Origin of the sequence: Streptomyces cylindrosporus (assembly GCF_022698165.1) — a bacterium.
Lineage (GTDB): Bacteria > Actinomycetota > Actinomycetes > Streptomycetales > Streptomycetaceae > Streptomyces > Streptomyces cylindrosporus.
This window is the reverse complement of sequence record NZ_JALDAY010000026.1, coordinates 39110-54146: the sequence shown is the minus strand read 5'-3', so window position 1 is coordinate 54146 and position 15037 is coordinate 39110. Positions and strand designations below refer to the sequence as shown.

Sequence of the window (15037 nt, the reverse complement as noted above, 5' to 3'; positions counted from 1 at the left end):
ACTCACCACGAAGCCCGACGGGTTGCCGCCGCCTCCGCCGCTCGCGGGCGCGCTCCACTTCTGGTTCGCGGTGCCCGCGCAGGTCCAGATCTGCAGCCGCGTGCCGTTGGCGCTGTTGTTGTCGCGCACGTCCAGGCACTTGTTCGCGGCCGGGTTCACGATGTCGTTGGCCGCGGTGACCACCCACTGCTGGTTGGCGCCGCCCGAGCAGTCCCACAGCTGTACGGCGGCCCCGTCGGCGGTGCCGCGGTCCACCACGTCGAGACACTTGCCGAGCGCACGCAGGGTGCCGTCACCCGGGTTGGACCAGTTCTGGGCGCTGGTCCCGTTGCAGTCGTAGAGCTGTACGGCCGTCCCGTTGGCGCTGCTCGCGCCCGCCACGTCGACGCACTTGCCGGCCAGTCCGGTGATCCGGCCCTCCGCGGCGACGGCGGGTGTGATGTTCAACAGCGCGGTGAGCAGTGCGGCGAGAGCGGCGACGACGGCGAGGCGTCTGAGCCGGAAGGGGGTCAGGTGGGGGGTGGGCATGGTGGACCTCGCTCCTCGGGAGGCTGCGGAAGGTGGGGTGAGGTTCGAGCTGGTCCAGACCATGACAGGTCGTATCGACAACCGTCAACACTTAAGGAAAGGAATGAAGTTGATGGCCGAAACCGTGGGTCTCATGGTGGGGTGGCTACCGTGAAGGCATGAAAAGGACGTCGTTCTCGGACTGGCCGTGCTCCATCGCGAGGACCATGGATCTGCTGGGTGACGCGTGGACGCCTCTCGTACTGCGCGAGGCCTTCTACGGGATCCACCGATTCGACGATTTCCGGCGGGAGTTGGGCATCGCCCGCAACACCCTCGCCGACCGCCTGCGCCGGCTGGTCGACGAAGGCCTCCTCGACAAGCGGCTCTACCAGGACGAACCCAGGCGCTACGACTACGTGTTGACCGACAAGGGGCGGGACTTCTTCGGCGTGCTCGCCGCGATGGCCCGGTGGGGCGACCGGTGGCTGGCGGGGGAGGAGGGCGCTCCGATCGTCTTCCACCACCACTCCTGCGGCCGGGACGCCGAGGCCGAGGTCGTCTGCGGCGGCTGCCGGGAGCCGATGACGGCCGAGGGGACGACGATGCGGATGGGGCCCGGCTTTCCGGAACGGCTGCGGCAACGGCCGGACGTGCAACGCCGCTTCGGCGCGGCCTGAATGGCACCGCCTGAATCCGAAGGTCATTGACACGGCGAGTCTCATCACGCAACTCTGGAGGTCAGACTCCCCGATGGCGAGGAGGCCGGCCGGCGTGAAGTGGACGGGCGCGCGCTACACAGACAAGCCCACGGTCGAGGTGCGAACCTGGATCGACGCCCCTCCCGAGCGGGTGTGGGCGCTGGTCGCGGACATCGGGCTGATGCCGAGCATGAGCCGCGAACTCCAGTCGGTCGAGTGGCTCGACGGCGCCACCGGGCCCGTGGTCGGCGCCCGGTTCCTGGGCCGCAGCAAGCACGAGGCGTTCGGCGAGTGGGCCACCACCTCGCACGTCATCGAGTGCGAACCGGGCCGTGTCCTCGCCTGGGCGGTGGAGGACCCCGCCGACCCGACGGCGATCTGGCGCTTCAGGGTCCATGCCGGAGACGGCGGCACCGAGCTGTCGGAGTGGATGCAGATGGGCCCCGGCCGGTCCGGGCTCTCCCCGGCCATCGACCGGATGCCGGAGAAGGAACAGCAGATCGTGTTCGTACGCATGCGGGAGATCGAGCAGAACATCACCCTCACCCTCGACCGCATCAAGCAGCTGGCGGAGAGCTGATGCGCACCGCGACCACGGTCGAGGCCTCCGGCGGTGAACACTGGTCGCAGCAGACCGACTTCGTGGTCGAGGCCGAGAAGCTGGGCCTGGACGTGTGCTGGGTGGCCGAGGCCTGGGGCTCCGACGCGCCCTCCGCCCTCGGGTACTACGCGGCCCGCACCGACCGGATGCTGCTGGGCTCCGGCGTCATCCAGGTCGGCACCCGCACCCCGGTGGCCGTCGCCCAGACCGCGATCACGCTGTCGAACCTCTCCGGCGGACGCTTCCTGCTCGGCCTCGGGGCATCCGGCCCGCAGGTGATGGAGGGGCTGCACGGGGTGCCCTTCGCCCGCCCGCTGGCCCGCGTCCGGGAGACCGTCGAGATCGTGCACCGCGTCCTCGAAGGCGGCCGACTCGCCTACTCCGGAACGGAGTTCACCATCCCGCTGCCCGGCGGCGACGCCGTCCCCATGCGTCTGTCGACGCGGGCCGAGCACGACATCTCCGTCTACCTCGCCGCCCTGTCCCCGGCCATGCTGCGGCTGACCGGCGAGCTCGCCGACGGCTGGCTCGGCACCAGCTTCGTGCCCGAGGGCGCGGCCGACGCCTACTTCGCCCACCTCGACGAGGGCCTCGCCCGCCGGGGCCGCGTCCGCGCCGACCTGGACGTCTGCCAGGGCGCCGAGGTGGCCTTCGCCCCCGACGAGGAAGCACTGGGCGCCATGGTCGCCGGCCGCAAGAAGGAACTCGCCTTCAGCCTGGGCGGCATGGGCTCGGCGTCGGTCAACTTCTACAACGACGCCTACAGCCGCCAGGGCTGGGCCGAGGCTGCCGCCGAGGTGCGCGAGCGCTGGCAGGCCGGGGACCGGGACGGGGCTGCCGCCCTCGTCACCGACGAGATGGTGCTCGGCACGACGCTCATCGGCACCGAGCCGATGGTGCGCGAGCGGCTGCGCGTGTGGCGGGACGCGGGCGTGGACACCGTACGCCTGTATCCGGCCGGAGAGACCCTGGACGCCCGGCTCGCCACGCTGGCCCGGGCCATCGAGCTGGTGCGGGAGGCCGACGGCATGTCGTGAGACGGTCCGGGGCGGATTCGGTGGTGGTGTCGATTCGGGTGGGTGCCGTTCGTCGGTGGGGTGTAGGAAGCTCATGACGACCGGGAGGACCCATGAAGTACATGCTGCTCGTCTGCGGCGACGACACCGCCGACGCCTCGGACATGCCACCTGTCGAGCCCTGGGTGGAGGACCTCGGAGAACGCGGCGTCCGGTTGCACGGCCACCGGCTGGCCCTGCCCGCGGAGGCGGTCACCGTGCGGGTGCGCGACGGCGAGGTGCTGCGCACCGACGGCCCCTTCGCGGAGACCAAGGAGTACGTCGCCGGATTCGACGTCCTCGAGTGCGACAGCCTGGAGGAGGCGGTGCAGGCCGCCGCCAGGCACCCCGTGGCCACCATCGGCGCCATGGAGGTACGACCCTTCTGGCCCATGGGGGACGAGGAGGACCCCGAGACCGCGGTCCGCGCCCTCGACGCGGAGCTCACCGAGGCGGCCCGCGAGCGGGACGTCGAGCGGATGCTGGCCTGCTACGCCCTCGACGTGGAGGTCTTCGGCGGCCACCGCGCCCACCGCGGCATCGACGCCTACCGCAAGGCCGTACAGGAGATGCTCACGGACACCTCCGGACCCGTGACCCGCGAGGTGCTGGAGCTGAGCGTGCACGCCGACGAGAGCATCGCCCTCTCCCACGCCCGGGTCCGGATGCGCGCCACCCGGGCCGACGGCACCCCGCTCGACGACGTCCTGCGCGTCACCACCGGCTACCGCGACCTCGGCCTGCGCTGGGCGATCGTCCACGAGCACGTCACGCTGCTGACCGACACCGAGGACCCGGAGGAGTCGTGATGAAGTACGCCCTGCTGTTCTGCTCCCCGGTCGGCGGCGAGGAGCGCAGCCCGGCGGAGCACGCCGGCGATCCGCGGTTCGCCGCGTACTTCGCGCAGGCGGGCCGGGTGACCGGCGGGGCACGGCTGCGGCCGCCCGCCGACGCCACCACCGTGCGCGTCCGGGGCGACGAAGTGCTGCTCAGCGACGGGCCGTTCGCGGAGACCAAGGAGTACATCGCGGGGATCGACTTCATCGACGTGGCGGACCTCGACGAGGCCATCGCGCTGGCCGCCCGGCACCCGGCCGCCTCCGACGGCGGCTCGGTCGAGGTGCGGCCGGTCTGGGAGTGAGCGGCACGGACGACGTCGAGGCGGCCGTCGCCGCCGCCTTCCGCGAGGACTGGGGCCAGGTCGTCGCCACCCTGATCCGGGTGACCGGCGACTGGGACCTCGCCGAGGAGTGCGCGCAGGACGCCTTCGCCCAGGCCCTGGACCGGTGGCGGCGCGACGGCGTCCCGCGCCGCCCCGGCGCCTGGCTGACCACGACAGCCCGCAACCGCGCCCTCGACGTACTGCGCCGGGAGGCGGTGGGCGCGGCCAAACTCCGGGAGGCGGCGGTGCTGGCGCGGGACGAGGAGCCGTACGACCCGGAGTACGACGGTGACGACAGCGGCGTCGAGGACGACCGGCTGCGGCTGATCTTCACCTGCTGCCATCCCGCCCTGCCCATCGAGGCCCGGGTCGCGCTCACCCTGCGCACCCTCGCCGGACTGACCACACCGGAGATCGCCCGCGCCTTCCTGGTCCCCGAGGCGACGATGGCGCAGCGCCTGGTGCGCGCCAAGAAGAAGATCCGCAACGCGGGCATCCCGTACCGGGTGCCGCCCGCCCACCTCCTGCCCGAACGCACCACGGGCGTGCTCGGCGTCCTCTACCTCCTCTTCAACGAGGGATACGCCGCCACGACCGGCGCCGACCTCGTGCGCACCGACCTCTGCGCGGAGGCCGTCCGCCTCGCGCGCGTACTGGCCCGTCTGATGCCCGACGAGCCCGAGACGACGGGCCTGCTCGCCCTCCTGCTGCTGCACGACGCGCGCAGGCACACGCGCGTGGACGCGGCCGGCGACCTGGTCACCCTGGAGGACCAGGACCGTACGGCCTGGGACCGCGCCGAGATCGCCGAGGGCACGGCCCTGCTGGAGACCGCGTTGCGCCGCGGCCGGCCCGGGCCGTACCAGATCCAGGCCGCCATCGCCGCCTGCCATGCCACCGCCCCCACGGCGGAGGAGACGGACTGGGCCGACATCGCGGGCCTGTACGGCGAACTCGCGCGCTTCGTGCCCTCCGCCGTGGTCCGCCTCAACCGCACGGTGGCCGTCGGCATGGCCGACGGCCCGGAAGCCGGCCTCGCGCTGCTCGCCGAGCTCGAACAGGAGGGCGACCTGACCGACTACCACCTGCTGCCCGCCACCCGCGCCGACCTGCTGCGCCGCGCCGGACGCGCCGAGGAGGCGGCGAAGGCGTACGAACGGGCGCTGGAGCTGGTGGAGAACGAGGCCGAGCGGAGGTTCCTCGAAAAACGGCTCGCGGAGTGTCGATCGGCGTGACCCCCGTTCGTCGGTGGGGTGAAACGACCCACGACACGGGAGCCCGAGATGACCGCCACCACGCACCCCCGCCGCACCACCGACCTGCTCCGCAAGGCCCTCGCCGCGCTCCTGGGCGCACCCCGGATCCCCGGCACACCGGACGTCTGGCTGGCCGGCCTCCGTCTGGGAGGCTGACCGTGCCCGTCACCGACACCCGCCGCCGGTACGCCCTCGCCCTGCTCTGCGTCGCCGGATTCATGGTCATCCTGGACGCGCAGATCGTGCTGCTCGCGCTGCCGTCGATCGCGGACGGCCTGGGCCTGTCCGAGGGCGGCGCACAGTGGGTCATGAGCGCCTATCTGCTCGGCTTCGGCGGCCTGCTGCTGCTCGGCGGCCGGACCGCCGACCTGCTGGGCCGCCGCCGGGTCTTCATGTCCGGCACGCTCCTGTTCGGGCTCTCGTCGCTGCTGTGCGGTCTCGCCTGGACGGCCCCGGTGCTGATCGCGGCACGCGCCGTACAGGGCGTGTCGGCCGCGGTGATGGCGCCGAGCGCGCTGTCGCTGCTGGTGAGCACCTTCGAGGAGGGCCCGGAACGCAACAGGGCGCTGGCCGTCTGGTCCGGCAGCGGAGGCTTCGGCGCGACGGCCGCCCTGCTGATCGGCGGCCCCCTCACCGACGTCCTCGGCTGGGAGTGGGTGTTCTTCCTCAACGTCCCGGTGGCTGTGGGCCTGTTGGCCCTCACTCCGCTGCTCCTGCGAGAGAGCCGCACCGGGGAACGAGCCCGCTCCTACGACCCTCTGGGCGCCCTCACCGCCACGACGGCCCTCGTCGCCTGCGTGTACGCCGTGGTCGAGGCACCCGCCGCCGGCTGGCTGTCGACCCGCACGACCGCCCTATTGGCGGCGGCCCTCCTCCTCACCTGGCTCTTCATCCGCGTCGAGTCCCGGTCGCCAGCACCCCTGGTCCCCTTGCGTCTGCTGCGGTCCCGCTCGGTCGGCGGCGGCAACCTGGTGGTGTTCCTGCTCGGCGCGAGCGCCTTCGGCATGTCCTACACCCTCTCCCAGTACGGCCAGGGAGTCCTCGGCTACTCGCCCCTGCGGTTCGGCCTCGCGAACGTCGTGATGCCGGTGGGGGCGGTCATCGGCTCGTACGCCGGTCAGGCCCTGGTCACCCGCATCGGCGCCCGCCCGGTCGCGGCCGGCGGGCTGGCCCTGGTCGGCGCCGGCAGCCTCCTGCTGGCCCGGGTCCCGGTGGACGGCGGTTTCGTACCCGACCTCCTCCCCGGCCTGCTGCTCTTCGGCCCGGGCCTGGGGGCGTGCGCGGTCGCCGGTGCGATCGCCGCTCTGACCGGCGTGGGCGAACGGGAGTCGGGCGTCGCCTCCGGCATCAACACGGCGGCCTTCCAGATCGGCGGAGCCTTCGGGGTCGCGGTCGTCACGTCCGTCGCGATCTCCCACACTGGCGTCACGGGAGGCCCGGCTGCCCTGACGACGGGCTACCGCGCCGGCTTCACGGCATGCGTGGCACTGGCGGCGACGGGCCTGGCGTGCGCACTGGCGCTCCTGCAACGGAAGCGCCGACCACAGGCCCCTGCCGGGCAGACCACGCTCCAGTACGACGAGGCGTCGAGGGCCGGGGAACCTCGGCGGTGACGCGGGACGTTCTCGGGACCGGAGGGGCTGGAAGCGGAGGTTCAGGCCGGGCGCGACCGCGGTCGGCCGAGCCGTGTCCGGCGACGAGGTGTGGAGCGCCCACGCGCTCCGGGTCATGGCGGACGAGCCCGAGGCCCCTGCCGACACTCTTGCCGCAGGCCGAGTTCCTACCCCGCGTCCAGCGCGTTCGTGATCGCCTTCACTCCGCCGTGGGATGCGTAGCCGCCGTCCACCGTGATTTCCGCGCCGTTGACGTAGGACGCCTCGTCGGAGAGGAGGTAGACGACCAGGGGGGCCACCTCGTCGGGCGTGCCGCCGCGGCCCTGGGGGGTCATCGCGATGTGGGTCTGGACGAAGACCGGGTTGGCGGAGGCCATCAGGGGGGTCTCGATGTAGCCGGGGTGGATGATGTTGGTGCGGATGCCGCGAGGGGCCAGTTCCAGTGCGGCCACCTTCGAGAGGCCTCGTAGCGCCCATTTGCTGGCTGTGTACGCCACCGCATGGTGCGCCGTGAGGCCGGCCACCGAGCCGACGTTCACGATGGCCGAACCCGGCGGCATCAGCGGGGTCAGGGCCTGGATGCCGAGCAGGGCACCGGTCGTGTTGACCGCGAACGCCCGGTTCCAGTCGGCGAGGTCGACCGAGCCCAGGCGGGCCCGCATCGGAATGCCGGCGTTGTTCACCAGACCGTGGACGACGTCGAGGGACGCGGCGAGCGACGCCCAGTCCTGCGGCGACGACACGTCCAGGTGCCGGTAGGTGACGTCCAGGCCGTCGGCGCGCAGGGCGGCGGCCAGCTTCTCGCCCGCCTCGTCCAGCACGTCGGTCGCGATCACCGTCGCGCCCTCCCGGGCGGCAGCCGCCACCTCGGCGGCCCCCTGCCCCTGCGCGGCTCCGGTGACGACGACGGTGCGGCCCGCCAGACGCGTACGGCTCACGGCTCCTCCAGTGCTACGGGATGTCTCCCGTCCACGCTAGGAAGCCACGGTCAGCTCCGGAAACGCGTGTTCGTCATGGCTGTCATCCATGTCCGCGATCTCCTGGGCCGAGGACTCACCCAGCGCTGCCCCGACCCGGCGCACGGTCTCGCGCAGCCACCGGTGCGCCGGGTCCGAGTGCCGGTTGTGATGCCAGTACATCGCCTCCACCAGCGGCACGTCCGGGAACGGCGTCGGTACGACGGCACAGCGCGCGAACGACTCGTAGCGCCTGGCGAGCCGCTCCGGCACCAGGGTGACCAGGTCCGTACCGCCCACCAGGAACGGCAGCACGTTGAAGCCGGGCGTGCTGACCTGCACCCTCGGCGTGATGCCCAGCGTCTCCAGCTGGCGCTCGACGGGCGTCAGCTTGCCGATGGCGCACTTGGCGTGCGGCATCTCCGCCAGGTCCTGAAGGGTGAGCCGCCCGTCCACGAGCCGCGGGCTGTCGGGGTCGACCAGACACACGAACCGGTCGTGCATCACCGTCTCGCTGACTCCGGGCAGCTGGTAGCCGAGCGGCACGATCATCAGGTCGTGACAGCGCAGATGGGTCTCGTTCTCCAGCTGCCCCTCGACGATGGGGTGGAAGTCGATGCGCACCCCGGGCGCCTCCTCGGCGATCACCCGCAGCAGTGGTTCCACGAACACGGTCATCACGTAGTCGGACATCACGACCGAGAACCGCTGCCGGCTGCGGGACGGATCGAAATGCCTGGTCAGCGACAGGGCCTCCTCCGCCTTGTGCAGCGAGGCCTGTACGACGGGAAGCAGCCGCTCGGCGAGCGGTGTCAGTTCGTACTCGCGGCCCACCCGCACCAGCAGCTCGTCATTGAAGTGCCGCCGCAGCCGGGCCAGCGAGCCGCTCATCGCGGACTGGCTGGTGGACAGCCGCACACCCGCGTGCGTGACGTTCTTCTCCTCCAGGAGGGCTTCCAGCGCCACCAGAAGATTCAGGTCGATTGCTCCGAGACCCATGGGGTGTTTCCTTCCGGCCGCGTCGTTGAAGCTCGGTGAAATCGGAGCGTAACGATGGGTTTCGCGCCGAGGAAGGGGCTCGGAGGCAACTCACAGGGATCCGATAACAGCCATCGGATCCCTGGATGTATGCAGGTCAGAGCCGGTTGGCGGGGTTACGGCCGCGGGGTGCGGCCCCGTTTGCGGGCGCGCGGGAGGTACATGTCACCGCGGCCGGGAACCACGCGGTTGGAGAGGCTGCCGAGGCGTTCCACGGTGAGCGTGACCTCGTCACCCGGAGTGAGCGGCGGCGGGGTGCGCTCACCGAGCCGGCCCCAGAACTCCGCGAGCGCGCCCCATCCGCAGGTGCCCGAGCCGAGGATGTCCCCGGGCCGCACCCAGGTGTCCCGGGCCGCGTAGGCGACCATCTCCTCGAAGGTCCAGGAGCAGTTGGCGAGGGTGTCCCGGCCGATCAGCTCGCCGTTGAGGGTGACCGTCATCTCCAGGTCGAGGAAGCCGTCGGCGTCCCGCCGGTCCTCCACCTCGTCGGCGGTGACGAGATACGGGCCGAGCGTGTTGGCGAAGTCCTTGCCCTTGGAGAAACCGAGACCGAGGTTCTTCTCGGGCTTCTGGAGGTCGCGCGCCGACCAGTCGTTGAAGACGGTGTAGCCGACGATGTGCTCCCTGGCCCGCTCGGGCGTGAGATCGCGTCCGCTGCGGCCGATGACCGCGCCGACCTCCAGCTCGAAGTCGAGCACCGAGCAGCCGGCCGGTACCGGAACGTCGTCGTGGGCGCCGTAGGCCGCGTGCGGGTTGGTGAAGTAGAAGTTGGGCGCCCGGTACCACTCCTCGGGTACGTGCTCCAGCCCGTCCAGGGACTTCGACACGCCCTCGATGTGCGCCTCGAAGCCCACGAAGTCCCGGATGGACGGCGGCTTCAGCGGCGGCAGCAGCCGTACCTGATCCACCGTCAAGTCACTTGTGGTCTGCAGGGCTTCGACTCCCGCGGCGTGCAGCACCCCCTGCTCGACGAGCGTGAGGACCGTGACCCCCTCGGGCAGCGGATGGATCACTCCGTCCCGCACCGCACCGACGCGCTCCTCGCCCTGGAACTCGTATGTCGCGAAACGCATGCCTCACTGCTCCCAGTGGTTGGTGTTGGTCACGGCCCCCGTGCTGAGATAGCCCGCGAACAGGCCCTTCGGGTCGCGGGCCGCGCGGATCTCCTTCAGTCGCCACCACTGCTCCTCGCCCATGAACCGCAGTTGGCGGACGGTGAAGTCGGAGTCCCCGAGGTACTGGCCCGCGGTCACCGGCTGCATCGCCGCCATCGCGCCGTCCAGCCAGGCGCGCAGTTCGGCGTCGCGCTCGGGCTCGTCGTGGACGACGTAAGTGGCGCAGTAGATCTCGGACTGCAACGAGAAGGCCATGTCCGGCAGTTGGCGCAGTGGCGCCATGGAGAACCAGATGGTGAAGGTCTGCCGGGTGGGGTGCTCGGTGAACGCCTTGCGGATCGCCGGTACGACCTCCTCGGCGGGGCCGGTCAGCCAGGCGTTGTCGACGAGGTAGCGGTGGCCCTCGGGGTTGGCGGCGCGCTGGCCCGCCAACTGCTCGGCCAGCGTGGTCGGTCGGGCCTCGACGCGGAACAGGGCCCGGTCCGCGTACGGGTTGGCGTGCAGCGGGGCCAGTGCCTCGGCGGCCTGTTCCGGGGTGTCGGTCATCGACACGCCCGTGACCAGCAGCACCGGTTCGTCGAGGTCGGGCGGTGTCTGGGTGAGCGCGACGATCTCGACCAGGTCGGAGACCGTGTGGTGCATGCCGTGCAGCCAGGTCATGACCTCGTCGAAGAGGTCGAGCGGGTAGGCGTGCACGGTGTGGGCCAGGTGCCCCGGCAGTGGGCGGGTGCGCAGGTGGAAGCGGGTGACGACACCGAAGAAGCCGGGGCCCGCGCCGCGCGCCGCCCAGAACAGGTCGCTGTTGTGTGTCTCGTCCGCCCGGACCAGCTCGCCCTCGGCGGTGACGACGTCGATCGCCACGATGTTCTCCGCCGCCCAGCCCCAGCCGCGCGCGTTCCAGCCCTGCCCGCCCTGGAGGAGGAAGCCGCCGATGCCGACGGAGGGACAGTGCCCGCCGTTGAAGAAGCGGCCGAACTCGCCGAGGTACGGGTTGAGTTCGTCGCCGCCCTTGACGGAGGGCGTCGCTGTGACGATCCCGGTCGAAGCGTCGTACGCCATCTCCCGGAAGTCCCCGAGGTCGATCAGCAGCGCGTCCGAGCGCACCGACCAGGCGGCCCAGCTGTGCCCGCCGGAGCGGACGGCGACCTGCCAGCCGCGCTCCAGGGCGAGCCGCACACCCTCGACGACGTCCTGCTCGGTGCGCGCCTTGAGCACGGCCGCCGGTGAACGGTCCGACGGGCGGCGGGCGTTGAAGACCCGGCCGAAGCAGGCCTGCGCGAAGTCCTCGTCGCCGGGGAAGTGGAGGGTGCCGGAGAATCTGTTCATGGCGGTGCTCACTTGATCGCGATCGGGTTGACGGGGGCGCCCACCGCGCCGGTGACCGGAAGCGGGGCCGCGACCAGCAGGAACTCGTAGACGCCGTCGGCCGCGCAGTCCTCGGCCAGCGCCTCCAGGTCCCACATCTCGCCCAGCGGCAGGCCCATGTTGGGGATGGCGATCTGGTGCAGCGGGGACATCGCGGGCTCGGCGAACTCGTACGGGCGTACCTCCAGCCCCCAGGTGTCGGAGGCGATCGCCGCGATCTCGGTGCGGTGCAGCCAGCCGAGGGTGGTGAAGGAGAGCCCGGGCGCGTCGCCGGCGGCGTAGGTGCCCCAGCTGCCGAGCCGCCGTACCCTGCCGATCTGCCCGGTCCGTACGAGCACCAGGTCGCCGCGGCGGACCGTCGAGGTCGCGCCCTGTGCCTCGATCGTGGCCCGCAGATGTTCCTCCAGGACGGGGAATCCGTCGGGGAGTTCGCCCAGTTCGTCGCCGACCGCGCGGCCCACGTCGAGCAGGACCCCGCGGCCGGTGAACGCGTCCCGCATGTGCTCGATGCCGGTGACCGAGTCCCCGTCGCCGCCCACGATGGTGCACGGACGGCCGTTCCAGGCCTGCTTGTTGTCGTAGATGTGGCCGAGCCCGTCCCACTGGGTGGAGGCCTGCAGGGGCATCACGACGTGGTCGTCCGCGCCGCCGAATCCGTGCGGGAAGCCCTGGGTGCCGGCCGCCGCGTCGGAGCCGGTGTCCTTCATGTAGTGGACGGGGTTGATCCGGCCGCGGAAACCGCGCTGCGGGCCGTCCTCGTTGAACTCCAGCGACAGGGAGAAGGACCGGCCGCGCCGCACCACTCCGGCGGCGTGGGCCCGTATCGCGTCGTCGATGAAGTTCAGCGTGCCCAGCACGTCGTCCGCGCCCCAGCGGCCCCAGTTGCGGTACGCGGCGCGGGCCTTGGCGAGTTCTTCCTCGATCGGGCCGAGGGGGGTGTGGGGGGTCATCGGGTACGTCCTTTCAGCAGCAGGTCGAGGGCGTTGCCCCCGGCGATCGCGGCACGGTCGGCGGGGGCCAGCCCGGCGGCGTCCAGGCGGGCCACCGGGTCGTCGACGCCCATGTCGAAGGGGTGGTCCGTGCCGAGCACGACCCGGTCGGCGCCCACCTCCTCGACCAGGTGGCGCAGGGCGCGCGGGGTGTAGACGAGCGCGTCGAACCACAGCCGCCGCAGATAGCTGCTCGGCGGTTCGGCGCAGCCGCGCGCGTCCTCGCGCACCCGCCAGGCGTGGTCGGAGCGTCCGATGTACGTCGGCAGATAGCCGCCGCCGTGCGCGGCCACCAGCTTCAGCCGCGGGTAGCGGTCGAGGACCCCGGTGAAGATCAGGTGCGAGAGCGCGACCGTCGTCTCGACCGGCTGGCCGATCGTGTTGCCGAGGTAGTTCGCGGCGAGCCGTTCGCCGAGCGAGCAGCCCCACGGGTGGACGAAGACGACGGCGCCCAACTCCTCGGCCTTCTGCCAGAGTTCGTCGTGGAGCGGGTCGGCCAGCTCCCGTCCGTCGACCGTCGTCGAGACGCTGATGCCGTACAGCCCGAGTTCGGTGACCGCCCGGTCCAGCAGGGCCACCGCGAGGTCCGGGTGCTGGAGCGGGACCGTGCCCAGGCCGTACAGCCGCTCGGGCGCCCGCGCGCAGTGCTCGGCCACCGCCTGGTTGACGGTGCGGGCGAGGCGGACGGCGAGGTCGGGATCGGCCCAGTAGTGGTGCATCGGCATCGGGCCGACCACCTGGATGTCGACGCCCATCGCGTCCAGGTCGGCGAGGCGCTCGGAGACATCCGTCAACTTCCCGGTCAGCCGCTGCAGTTGGGCCCGGTTCACGGCCAGCGAGGCGGGGGAGTGGGCGCGCTGCTCCGCCGCCAGCTCGGCGGCGAAGCCCGGAGTGCCGGCCACCAGGGCGTCGGCCGCGGGCACGGCGAGATGGCCGTGGAAGTCGACGACCGGCGTGCTCATGCGGCCGCCGTCAGCGACTGGAGGGTCTCCGACATGATGCGGGCCGGGTCGGCGCCCGGCGTGCCGGGGTGGATCTCCCACTCGGCCAGCTGGAGCGAGTTGCGCAGCACCATCCCCACCCGGGGCAGCCGGCGGGACATGAAGTGGTCGAGGGCCTTCTCCAGCGGCTCCTCCCCGGTCACCAGCTCGGCCAGGAGCACCGCGTCCTCCATGCACATCGCGGCACCCTGCGCGATCAGCGGCGGACAGGCGTGCGCGGCGTCGCCGACGACCATCGCCCGGCCGCGGTGCCACGGCTCGTCCACCAGCACCGCCTCGATCCAGCGGTAGTCGACGGCGGTGTCGTCCGGCAGCGAGGCGACGACCTTCCCCCAGGTGCCGCCGTACCCGGCACCCCGCTCCCGCATCAGCGCCAGCGAGGCCCGGGGGCCGATCAGCGAGGCGTCGAGGTTCTCGTCGAGGAGGTAGGCGTAACAGCGGTCGGCGGAGATGGGGCTGTAGCCCGCCTTGAAGCGGGGGCCGCCGTAGTACACCTCCGCGCAGTCCATCTCCGCGGGGCGCTCGGCGACCACCCGGAAGATCGACATGCCCACCGGGCGCGGTCGCTCCTGGATGCCGATCAGCCCGCGCATCGCCGAGTTGATGCCGTCGGCGCCGACGACGAGGTCGTAGCGGCCGGTGGTGCCGTCGGTGAAGGTCACGTCCACGTGCCCGGGGGACTGGTCGAGCCGCTCGACGGTCAGCCCGAGCCGGACCTGGACGCCGTGCGCGTACACCGCCGCGCACAACGCGTCCTGAAGGTCGGAGCGCAGGGCGCCCGCGGTGGAGGGCAGGTCCGGGCCGCCGGTGTGCGGGGTCGGCAGCTCGGTGATCAGCCCGCCGTCCGCCCGCCGCAGCCGCAGGATGTCGAACGGCACCGCCCGGGCCAGCACCCGCTCCAGCACGCCCACCGAACGCAGCGCCTTCAGCGCGTTGCCCTGGATGGTGATGCCGTGCCCCACCCCGAACCACTGGGGGGAGATCTCGACGAGGTCGACGTCGGCGCCGCGCTGGGCCAGCGCGAGCGACAGCACGCTTCCGGTGATGCCGCCGCCGACGACGAGCACCTTCTGTACGGGCATGGGCGATCCTTGCGAACGTAGAAGAAGAAAAAGGAGAGGTCAGCCGAAGAAGCGCGGTCCCAGCTCGTGGTAGTGCGCCACGGCAGGCGGCTCGGCGAAGAACGGGCCGACCAGGGCCCGCCAGCGCCCGAAGCGCTCCGACTCCCGGAAACCGGTCATGTGTGCCTCGACCGACTCCCAGCCGACCAGCAGCAGGAAGGTCCGCGGCCGCTCCTCGCAGCGCAGCAGTTCGGCCCAGCGGAAGCCGTCGGCCTCGGCGAGCACCTCGCGGGCCTTGCCGAAGACCTCCTCGAAGTCCTCTTCCCGGCCGGCCGCCACGGTCAGCTCGGCATGCTCGACTACCACGTCGTTCTCCTCGGAGTGGGGTGCTCCGAGCCTGATCGGCGGTCCGTGCAGGGTCAACGGATCGAGGCATCGGCAAGGGGGACGTCATCCATCCCGTACGGCGATGGAGGCACCGCGCGGCCGAGCCCCGGATCGACGAGGTCAGTGCGGAGACGGGCCGCCGATGGCAGCCATCGCCAACGGCCATTTCCGCCGCCCCGCGCCGCTGCCTAGCGTCGACGGTGAGCACCCGCATCCGTACGAGGAGAGCC

At 71.9% G+C, this 15037-nt stretch carries 17 protein-coding genes; 8 read left to right on the top strand and 9 right to left on the bottom strand.

Annotation, left to right across the window (positions count from 1 at the left end; genetic code table 11):
- Window positions 1-528: ricin-type beta-trefoil lectin domain protein (locus tag MQP27_RS50520; protein ID WP_242779380.1), on the bottom strand; the 528-nt coding region annotated here is incomplete at its 3' end.
- Window positions 529-686: 158 nt separating this feature from the next.
- Here MQP27_RS50520 and MQP27_RS50515 point away from each other — a divergent pair.
- The 8 genes from MQP27_RS50515 (at window position 687) to MQP27_RS50485 (ending at window position 6895) form a co-directional block, all read left to right on the top strand.
- Entirely contained in the window at window positions 687-1187 is a 501-nt protein-coding gene (locus tag MQP27_RS50515; RefSeq protein ID WP_242779377.1) for a winged helix-turn-helix transcriptional regulator, read from the top strand.
- Between the two features lie 94 nt (window positions 1188-1281).
- Complete coding sequence (locus tag MQP27_RS50510) at window positions 1282-1788, top strand: SRPBCC family protein (protein WP_242779374.1); 507 nt, start codon at window positions 1282-1284, stop codon at window positions 1786-1788.
- The gene (locus MQP27_RS50505; protein ID WP_242779371.1) at window positions 1788-2846 is read left to right on the top strand and encodes an LLM class flavin-dependent oxidoreductase; all 1059 of its coding nucleotides are present in this window, start codon (window positions 1788-1790) and stop codon (window positions 2844-2846) included. The genes MQP27_RS50510 and MQP27_RS50505 overlap by 1 nt, the downstream gene beginning before the upstream one ends.
- 92 nt (window positions 2847-2938) lie before the next feature.
- The gene (locus MQP27_RS50500) at window positions 2939-3673 is read left to right on the top strand and encodes a YciI family protein (protein ID WP_242779368.1); all 735 of its coding nucleotides are present in this window, start codon (window positions 2939-2941) and stop codon (window positions 3671-3673) included.
- Window positions 3673-4005, top strand: a complete 333-nt coding sequence (locus MQP27_RS50495; RefSeq protein ID WP_242779366.1) for a YciI family protein — start codon at window positions 3673-3675, stop codon at window positions 4003-4005. Before MQP27_RS50500 ends, MQP27_RS50495 begins: the two co-directional genes overlap by 1 nt.
- Window positions 4002-5261, top strand: a complete 1260-nt coding sequence (locus MQP27_RS50490; protein WP_242779364.1) for an RNA polymerase sigma factor — start codon at window positions 4002-4004, stop codon at window positions 5259-5261. The genes MQP27_RS50495 and MQP27_RS50490 overlap by 4 nt, the downstream gene beginning before the upstream one ends.
- Before the next feature lie 48 nt (window positions 5262-5309).
- Window positions 5310-5438 (top strand): hypothetical protein, encoded by a 129-nt coding sequence (locus MQP27_RS51315; RefSeq protein WP_278197477.1) that lies wholly within the window; start codon window positions 5310-5312, stop codon window positions 5436-5438.
- A gap of 2 nt (window positions 5439-5440) precedes the next feature.
- Window positions 5441-6895, top strand: a complete 1455-nt coding sequence (locus MQP27_RS50485; protein WP_242779361.1) for an MFS transporter — start codon at window positions 5441-5443, stop codon at window positions 6893-6895.
- A gap of 167 nt (window positions 6896-7062) precedes the next feature.
- On the opposite strand, the gene MQP27_RS50480 is transcribed toward MQP27_RS50485, so the two are convergent.
- The 8 genes from MQP27_RS50480 to MQP27_RS50445 all read right to left on the bottom strand — a co-directional run bounded on the left by MQP27_RS50480 (window position 7063) and on the right by MQP27_RS50445 (window position 14786).
- A complete protein-coding gene (locus tag MQP27_RS50480) occupies window positions 7063-7833 on the bottom strand; it encodes an SDR family NAD(P)-dependent oxidoreductase (RefSeq protein WP_242779358.1) in 771 nt (256 codons plus the stop codon).
- Window positions 7834-7869: 36 nt separating this feature from the next.
- Window positions 7870-8850: a LysR family transcriptional regulator gene (locus tag MQP27_RS50475; RefSeq protein WP_242779355.1), complete on the bottom strand. Its 981-nt coding sequence runs from the start codon at window positions 8848-8850 to the stop codon at window positions 7870-7872.
- A 155-nt stretch (window positions 8851-9005) separates the two neighbouring features.
- Window positions 9006-9962 (bottom strand): fumarylacetoacetate hydrolase family protein, encoded by a 957-nt coding sequence (locus MQP27_RS50470; RefSeq protein ID WP_242779352.1) that lies wholly within the window; start codon window positions 9960-9962, stop codon window positions 9006-9008.
- 3 nt (window positions 9963-9965) lie between these two features.
- Complete coding sequence (locus MQP27_RS50465) at window positions 9966-11330, bottom strand: FAD-binding oxidoreductase (RefSeq protein ID WP_242779349.1); 1365 nt, start codon at window positions 11328-11330, stop codon at window positions 9966-9968.
- Window positions 11331-11338: 8 nt separating this feature from the next.
- The gene (locus MQP27_RS50460; RefSeq protein WP_242779346.1) at window positions 11339-12319 is read right to left on the bottom strand and encodes a cyclase family protein; all 981 of its coding nucleotides are present in this window, start codon (window positions 12317-12319) and stop codon (window positions 11339-11341) included.
- Window positions 12316-13320 (bottom strand): amidohydrolase family protein, encoded by a 1005-nt coding sequence (locus tag MQP27_RS50455; RefSeq protein ID WP_242779344.1) that lies wholly within the window; start codon window positions 13318-13320, stop codon window positions 12316-12318. The genes MQP27_RS50460 and MQP27_RS50455 overlap by 4 nt, the downstream gene beginning before the upstream one ends.
- Window positions 13317-14441, bottom strand: a complete 1125-nt coding sequence (locus MQP27_RS50450) for an FAD-dependent monooxygenase (RefSeq protein WP_242779341.1) — start codon at window positions 14439-14441, stop codon at window positions 13317-13319. Before MQP27_RS50450 ends, MQP27_RS50455 begins: the two co-directional genes overlap by 4 nt.
- A 39-nt stretch (window positions 14442-14480) precedes the next feature.
- Window positions 14481-14786 carry an antibiotic biosynthesis monooxygenase family protein gene (locus MQP27_RS50445; RefSeq protein WP_242779338.1) on the bottom strand — a complete coding sequence of 102 codons (306 nt, stop codon included), beginning with the start codon at window positions 14784-14786 and terminating at the stop codon, window positions 14481-14483.
- Window positions 14787-15037: the final 251 nt, after the last annotated feature.

Coding starts and splice junctions, on each gene's coding strand:
- MQP27_RS50515 (WP_242779377.1), top strand. CDS start 687: ATGAAAAGGACGTCGTTCTCGGACTGGCCGTGCTCCATCGCGAGGACC.
- MQP27_RS50505 (WP_242779371.1), top strand. CDS start 1,788: ATGCGCACCGCGACCACGGTCGAGGCCTCCGGCGGTGAACACTGGTCG.
- MQP27_RS50500 (WP_242779368.1), top strand. CDS start 2,939: ATGAAGTACATGCTGCTCGTCTGCGGCGACGACACCGCCGACGCCTCG.
- MQP27_RS50495 (WP_242779366.1), top strand. CDS start 3,673: ATGAAGTACGCCCTGCTGTTCTGCTCCCCGGTCGGCGGCGAGGAGCGC.
- MQP27_RS51315 (WP_278197477.1), top strand. CDS start 5,310: ATGACCGCCACCACGCACCCCCGCCGCACCACCGACCTGCTCCGCAAG.
- MQP27_RS50475 (WP_242779355.1), bottom strand. CDS start 8,850: ATGGGTCTCGGAGCAATCGACCTGAATCTTCTGGTGGCGCTGGAAGCC.
- MQP27_RS50470 (WP_242779352.1), bottom strand. CDS start 9,962: ATGCGTTTCGCGACATACGAGTTCCAGGGCGAGGAGCGCGTCGGTGCG.
- MQP27_RS50465 (WP_242779349.1), bottom strand. CDS start 11,330: ATGAACAGATTCTCCGGCACCCTCCACTTCCCCGGCGACGAGGACTTC.
- MQP27_RS50460 (WP_242779346.1), bottom strand. CDS start 12,319: ATGACCCCCCACACCCCCCTCGGCCCGATCGAGGAAGAACTCGCCAAG.
- MQP27_RS50455 (WP_242779344.1), bottom strand. CDS start 13,320: ATGAGCACGCCGGTCGTCGACTTCCACGGCCATCTCGCCGTGCCCGCG.
- MQP27_RS50450 (WP_242779341.1), bottom strand. CDS start 14,441: ATGCCCGTACAGAAGGTGCTCGTCGTCGGCGGCGGCATCACCGGAAGC.